The sequence below is a fragment of the Aggregatibacter sp. oral taxon 458 str. W10330 genome (genome assembly GCF_000466335.1).
In the GTDB taxonomy this organism is placed as follows: Bacteria; Pseudomonadota; Gammaproteobacteria; order Enterobacterales; family Pasteurellaceae; genus Aggregatibacter.
Map to the genome: position 1 here is coordinate 9,340 of NZ_KE952591.1, position 1,287 is coordinate 10,626.

Sequence of the window (1,287 nt, forward strand, 5' to 3'; positions counted from 1 at the left end):
TTTTATTAAACAGCACCAGCGTGGACGCTGGCGCCATCATGGGGCTATCTGGAGTATGCCAATAATAAATTATTGGCATACTCCACCTTACTAAAAATCCCCCTCTTCTACAACCTCAATAGCACCACATCCTATAAATAACCATCTCAATGTTCCCGATAAAAATGGATCATCTAGAACTTTAGTTGCAAATAAAAAGTGGTCTTCATCTAAAATAGTTGCCCCCCACCAAAACCAGCTTCTATCTATAGGATCCATAAGAAATATCCAGTTATCAAAAGTCCAATCGTCCTCTCTTTTTCTATAAAAAAAACCAAAAATATCAAAACGACTTTTAACTTTTTTAAAACCATTAATAAATTGTATTGGTAATATTTTTTTCCAAGCTTCTACATCGTCCCATTTAGACTTAGTATATAAATCATATTGATAATTGACCTTTAATAACACATCTCTTGCTAATCTCATTACCTCATTGGCATTACCATTGCACCTAATAATAAAATTCATCCCTAAGCCCTCTTGATAAGTGGGAAGACTATTACTTTCAAGACGGAGCCTTTCTTCTAATAAATACCTAGAAAAAACATTGTTAATTCCCATTCTTCCCACTCCCTTGTTTTATTTTATATTTTAACTCTTCTATTTGTGACGCTCTTAATCCATATTGGTGTTTAGCTTTTGTTGGATCAGCTATAACAGGTCTAACTCTATCCGGATCTTTTACTCTAATATCTTTTTCTGCAACAGCTAAATCTTGTATTTGTTTTCTATACTCTCGTGGTATCACAAAAGACTTTATTTCTGCGTTAGGTAAATTTTGATCTATTTTTTGCTGCAAATATTCAATTGCCCTTTTTTTGCTACCAAAATTTAAATACAAGGTTGTATCACCCGTAATAAATACATCTCCCATATCATTAATAATTAATCTCTCATTTGGTGTACCTTCAACTCTGTAGATAGTTACTTCTCTATTATATAAGTCTCTTAATCTAGAAGTTATATCATCTGCATGAATAATCGAGTTTGTTAATATTTTTTTAGTTGCAGGGGCAATTAAATTTATTCCTGAACCAATAGCTTTCCCCGTCCCCGTAAGTTCTAACAAGGCAGTACCACCTCTCACGGCGGCTATCGCATCAATCTCATTGACCATATTTTTACCATAAAGGTAATTTACATCGTCAAGACGATAGCCTGCGCCAAAAATGTCTTTACCCGATTGCCATACCGCTTTTCCTGAATCCGATAACATTTCCTTACCGGCTGAAATACACATATCTT

The 1,287-nt window shown here is 34.3% G+C and carries 2 protein-coding genes; both read right to left on the reverse strand.

Annotation, left to right across the window (positions count from 1 at the left end; genetic code table 11):
- Nucleotides 1–90: 90 nt before the first annotated feature.
- Nucleotides 91–603 carry a hypothetical protein gene (locus HMPREF9065_RS08800; RefSeq protein WP_021615224.1) on the reverse strand — a complete coding sequence of 171 codons (513 nt, stop codon included), beginning with the start codon at nt 601–603 and terminating at the stop codon, nt 91–93.
- The coding region (locus HMPREF9065_RS08795) for a hypothetical protein (RefSeq protein WP_021615225.1) at nt 593–1,287 on the reverse strand (695 nt) is incomplete at its 5' end. The genes HMPREF9065_RS08795 and HMPREF9065_RS08800, both read right to left, overlap by 11 nt.